Raw genomic sequence first — 5,645 nt, forward strand, 5'->3', positions numbered from 1 at the left:
CGCGGGCATCCTTGCCCGCAAAGCACTCGTCGAACTCGATAGTTTTTGCGGACTGGAAGTCCGCGCTCCAGCTGACTTTTCGGACAGTCTCGCCGGCGTTACAAACAGGAGTAAACGATGGAAGACAAAATTATTCTTTTGGTTGAAGACGATCCCGATGATGAAGCATTAACACTTCGTGCACTGAAGAAGAATAACATCATGAACGAAACAGTTGTAGTACACGATGGAGAGGAAGCGCTGGATTATTTGTTTGGCAAAGGAGCATTTGTCGGCCGTGATACTTCTATAATGCCAACGGTCGTCTTACTGGACTTGAAAATGCCAAAAGTTGACGGTCTGGAAGTTCTGAGACGCATACGAGCCGATGAGCGTATTCGCTTCATTCCTGTTGTTATTTTGACCTCTTCAAAAGAAGAGCAGGATTTGATCAGCGGCTACAGTCTTGGCGCCAACAGTTACATTCGAAAACCGGTGGATTTTAATCAATTTGCCGACGCAGTGAGGGAGATGGGTCTCTATTGGCTTGTCCTAAACGAGCCACCGCCTACAAGGAGGATCTAGCTTGGCGGAATTACTTCGGGTCTTAATCGTAGAAGATTCGGAAGACGATGCTGTTCTGCTACTTCGCGACCTTCGACATGCGGGATACGATCCCCACTTTGAACGAGTGGAAACTGCCGAAGCAATGGAGGCTGCTCTCGATATAAAGACGTGGGATCTGGTTGTTGCTGATTATTCTATGCCGCATTTCAGCGCTCCTGCCGCTCTGGCTCTGCTGCAAAAAAAAGGTTTTGACCTGCCCTTTCTCATTCTCTCCGGCAACATCGGTGAAGATATCGCAGTGGCTGCGATGAAAGCCGGGGCGCACGACTACATCATGAAGGGCAACCGCGCAAGACTGCTTCCAGCAATTCAACGTGAATTGCATGAAGCAACTGAACGGCGAACGCGACGGCAAGCCCAACAGAATGCTCATGAGATGGAACGCCGTTTTCGGGAAATGCTTGAGAATGTGAAAATGATATCCGTACTTCTAGATCAAAAAGGAAATATTACTTTCTGCAATGAATTCCTGCTAAAGCTTACGGGTTACCGGAAAGAAGATGTTCTTGGTCAAAATTGGTTCCGGACGTTTGTCCCGGAAGATGGACGCGAAGAAACTGAATCTATGTTCTTACAAAAAATCGAAGAGGGGTCGATTTTGCCTCACGACGAAAATGAAATTCAGACCCTTTCCGGAGAACGAAAGTTAATCCTTTGGAGCAACACCATTCTTCGCAATTCAGCAGGAAAAATCATCGGTACGGCAAGCATGGGTGCTGACATTACTGAAAAGAAACACATGGAGGAATCGCTGCGGGAGACCGAAGAACGGTACGCGCTTGCTGTTGAAGGCGCCAACGATGGATTATGGGACTGGAATCTTAAAACGAACGGAATCTATTATTCTCCGCGCTGGAAGGCGATGATCGGATACACCGAACTGGAAATCAGCAGCAACCCCGAGGAATGGTTCGGACGTGTGCATCCGGAAGACGTAGAAAAGCTGAGAGAAAACATTAGCCGTCATCTGGAAGGATTAACACCTCATTTGGAAAATGAGCACCGCATCATCCACAAAGATGAAACGTATCGCTGGATGTTAAGTCGCGGGTTAGCAGTAAGGAACACATACGGCAAACCCTACCGAATGGCAGGTTCCCAAACAGATATTACCGACCGGAAGCGCGCAGAAGAACAGCTGCTACACGACGCCTTCCACGATTCTCTTACCGGACTTCCTAACAGAGCCCTTTTCCTCGATCGGCTGGGAGGAGTCATCACACGCGCTGCAGCTCACGCAAAGCGCCGGAAGGATTATTTGTTTGCCGTCCTTTTTCTAGATCTGGACCGTTTTAAAGTTGTCAATGACAGTCTTGGTCACACGATTGGAGACAGGTTACTGGTGGCGCTTTCTCATCGATTGCTGTCGCTCCTACGGCCAGGTGATACTGTAGCCCGCCTCGGTGGAGACGAGTTCGCAATACTACTTGATGACATCAAAGATATCAGCGATGCTACGCGCATTGCTGACCGAATTCAGAAAGAGCTCACACTTCCTTTCCACTTAGAAGGCCATGAAGTTTTTACTACAGCCAGTATTGGTATTGCTCTCAGCGGCACACAGGACAATCGGGCCAGGGATACTCTGCTTGATGCAGAGACTTTGATCCTGGGTTCTGAGCAACGTGAATTCCTCGGGGTTGCAAGTGCACCGGCTGTATCCGGGGTGATCGCCTACGATCACCCCGAGGACTTGTTACGCGATGCAGATACAGCTATGTATCGTGCAAAAGCCCTTGGAAAAGCCCGATACGAAATGTTCGATCAAGCCATGCATGCTCGTATCCTCTCTCTTTTAGTGCTGGAAACAGACCTACGCCGTGCATTTGATCGTAAGGAAATTCTCGTTTATTACCAGCCGATCCTTTCATTGGAATCGGGACGCATTATGGGGTTCGAGGCCCTCGCGCGATGGCAACATGTGCATCGCGGGCTGATTGAACCTACGGATTTTATCCCATTGGCTGAGGAGACAGGACTCATTCTTCCGCTCGGCGAACAAGTCTTGCGGAAAGCTTGCCGTCAGCTCAAGCAATGGCAAAAACAATTTAACGGCTATCCGCCCTTATATATGAGCGTAAATGTCTCGGTAAAACAATTCTCCCAGCCCCACTTGATTGAAATGATCGACCAAATTCTTCAAGAAACAAAGCTTGAGCCAAATTGTTTGAGATTGGAAATTACGGAAAGTTTGATCATGGAGAATCCTGAATCCGTGACTTCGATGCTTTTCCTATTAAGATCTCTTGGAGTGCAGCTTACGATTGATGACTTCGGCACCGGTTATTCTTCATTAAGTTGTCTTCACCGGTTCCCAATCAATACGTTGAAGATTGATAAGTCCTTTGTTGCGGGTATGAGTTCCGACACTGAAAATGTCGAGATTGTTAAGACGATTACCACCTTGGCACACCACCTGCAAATGGACGTTGTCGCGGAAGGAGTAGAATCCGAAATGCAAGTGCTTCAACTTCGCTCACTCCGCTGTGAAGCAGCTCAGGGATTTTATTTCTCTCATCCGTTGGATACTGAAGATGCGAGAAAATTTCTCGAAATGCAACGGAAGTAGCCCTCTTCATTAGGGCGCATCATTTTGCAAAAAACGCAAAATGAGGTGCCCTACAGCGATTCGGGAAGTTCAAAGTAAAAGGTAGTTCCCACTCCAGCTGCGGTTTCGAAACCGATCGTTCTACCCATCGTTTCAATCATCGCTTTGCTGATGCTCAGACCCAGGCCGGTCCCCTTTTTCTGAACATCGGGTGAAAATTTCACCAGAAAAAATTGATCGAATCATCAATATGTTAATCGCTGTTATAATCCACCTACATGGAAAGTCTGAGCGGTTCAACCATAGGACCTTACGAGATTGTTGGGCTGATTGGGTCGGGTGGAATGGGGAAGGTTTATCGCGCGCGCGACCCGCGGCTCGAACGGCACGTTGCGCTCAAAATCATTTCGCCTGAAGCGATTGGCAATCCGCATCGACAGCGCAGGTTTGTTCAGGAAGCGCGTTCTGCAAGCGCTCTCAATCATCCGAACATACTCTCCGTTTATGACATCGGAACGGAGAACGGGATGCAATACATCGTTTCCGAGCTCGTGGAAGGAGAAACTCTTCGTAAGATTCTGAATCGGGGGCCGCTGCTGCTGCGAAAATTCTTGGACATCGCAACCCAGATCGCTGCAGGACTCGCTGCCGCGCATGAAGCGGGAATCATTCATCGCGATCTAAAACCTGAAAATGTGATGATCACCACTGATAATCGTGTGAAGCTTCTCGACTTTGGGCTTGCGAAAGTGGTGATGCCGGAATCGGGTGGAGAAGCAGATGCTACGAAGTCGGCTTTCATTACTGGCGCAGGCGCAATTATGGGAACTGCCACCTACATGAGTCCCGAACAAGCTCGCGGAGAAGAGGTCGATTTTCGAACGGATCAATTCTCATTTGGCTCAATTCTTTACGAAATGGCTACCGGTAAAACAGCCTTCGAGCGGGACAGCGCCGTCCAAACTCTTTCGGCAATTATCACTGACGAACCGGAGCCGATTGCATTACTGAATTCGAAACTACCCAATGCACTTCGCTGGCAAATTGAACGCTGTCTTTCGAAAGATCGCAAAGATCGATACGGAGCTACGATTGATCTTTATCACGAGCTCCGCGATTTTTGGACTCATTTTTCCGAAGCTTCCAGTTTTGAGAAGACGCTTCCTAGAACTACGGCGATCACTTCGCGCGTGCTGCAACGACGTCTAGTTCAATTAGCAGCGGTTGCCCTAATTTTTGTTGGAGGAATATTGACAGCCTTACTATTTGCTCCGCAAGGTGGGCCCAATCCTGCCTCCTACCGCTTCACGCCGGTGGAGAACTCCGGTACTGATGCAGACTGGTCACCGGACGGAAAATCGATCGTTTACGCAGCAAATGTAAATGGTGTTACGCAAATTTTCATACGAAATTTTGACGCTCTGGTTCCTGTTCAACTGACTCACGCAAAAACGAACTGCGTGCGACCATTCTGGTCGCCTGATGGCACGCGCATCTATTACACGGGCTGGCGGGAACAACATACTTCACGCTCGGATCTTTGGATCGTCAGCATCGCAGGCGGATCACCGGTTCTGGTGCAAAAAGGGATCCTTACGGCTTCGATTTCTCCGGATGGCAAAACTTTGTTGTCCCTTCGCAATACAGACAAGGATCAATTCTTCATTCTTTCAAAAAGTTCCCCTGTCAGTGCCCAACCGGAACCATACAGACATCCCATTTTTGACAAAAAAAAGATCGTAACCGGAAGATTGCAGTTTTCATCCGATGGAAGGAAGGTTGCTGCCATGGTCGATGTTTACGGAACCGGTACGGAATTGTGGCTGATCGATTATCCTTCGGGTCAAGCCAAACAAATCTTTAAATCCAGCAGTGATTACATTGAGAGTGTTAGTTGGATGCCGGATAATCGGCACGCTGTTGCCAGTGGATCCATGTTTCAGTCACAGAGGACTCAGCCGCATCTCTGGCTGCTGGACTTGGACAAAGAGAAAGCAACCAGCCTGACGTCTGGGATTAATTGGGAAGAAACACCGGCGGTAGATCCACAGGGGAAACGAATCGTGTTTAGCATAACGGAAGCACAGCATGACATTGTAGAAATCCCGCTGGATGGAGGCCCTCTTCGGAATCTGATTGCCACAAGGCAGATAGAGATGGCGCCTGCGTGGTCTCCTTCCGGGAAGTATTTGATTTATGAATCGCGCAAAACGGGGAAATCGGTGATCTGGCTGCGCAACGTCGAAGAACGATGGGAACGACCGGTCGTGACAGCGGATAATTTTCCTGACAATTCAACATTCTTCTTTTCCCGTCCTTGCTTTTCTCCTGATGGGCAGCGGATTGCTTATCACCGCGTCACCAAAATAGATGAAAGTGAAATATGGATTTCACCAATTGCCGGCGGAACTCCCGTACAAGTTTACAAAGAAAATCGCCGGCAATACTGTCCAAGATGGTCCCCTGATGGAAATTGGATCTTTTACGTGCA

Annotated in this window: 3 protein-coding genes and 1 pseudogene; 3 read left to right on the forward strand and 1 reads right to left on the reverse strand. The window is 48.5% G+C overall.

Annotated features, from left to right (window positions below; genetic code table 11):
* The first annotated feature begins 117 nt into the window (after positions 1–117).
* Together L0156_29425 and L0156_29430 are read left to right on the forward strand one after the other, a co-directional pair.
* On the forward strand, positions 118–564 hold the full coding sequence (locus L0156_29425) for a response regulator (protein ID MCI0607127.1): 447 nt from the start codon (positions 118–120) through the stop codon (positions 562–564).
* A 1-nt stretch (position 565) separates the two neighbouring features.
* Positions 566–3,175 (forward strand): EAL domain-containing protein, encoded by a 2,610-nt coding sequence (locus L0156_29430; protein ID MCI0607128.1) that lies wholly within the window; start codon positions 566–568, stop codon positions 3,173–3,175.
* Between the two features lie 50 nt (positions 3,176–3,225).
* Here L0156_29430 and L0156_29435 read toward each other — a convergent pair.
* Positions 3,226–3,357 (reverse strand): annotated as a pseudogene (locus L0156_29435) (ATP-binding protein).
* A gap of 75 nt (positions 3,358–3,432) precedes the next feature.
* Between L0156_29435 and L0156_29440 the strand changes: the two are divergent.
* Positions 3,433–5,645 (forward strand): serine/threonine-protein kinase (locus tag L0156_29440; protein MCI0607129.1); only part of this gene is annotated, 2,213 nt, incomplete at its 3' end.

The organism is bacterium (assembly GCA_022616075.1).
Taxonomy (GTDB): domain Bacteria; phylum Acidobacteriota; class HRBIN11; order JAKEFK01; family JAKEFK01; genus JAKEFK01.

What these genes read in the sequence shown, in the direction of transcription:
- L0156_29425 (MCI0607127.1), top strand. Translation starts at nt 118, where the DNA reads ATGGAAGACAAAATTATTCTTTTGGTTGAAGACGATCCCGATGATGAA.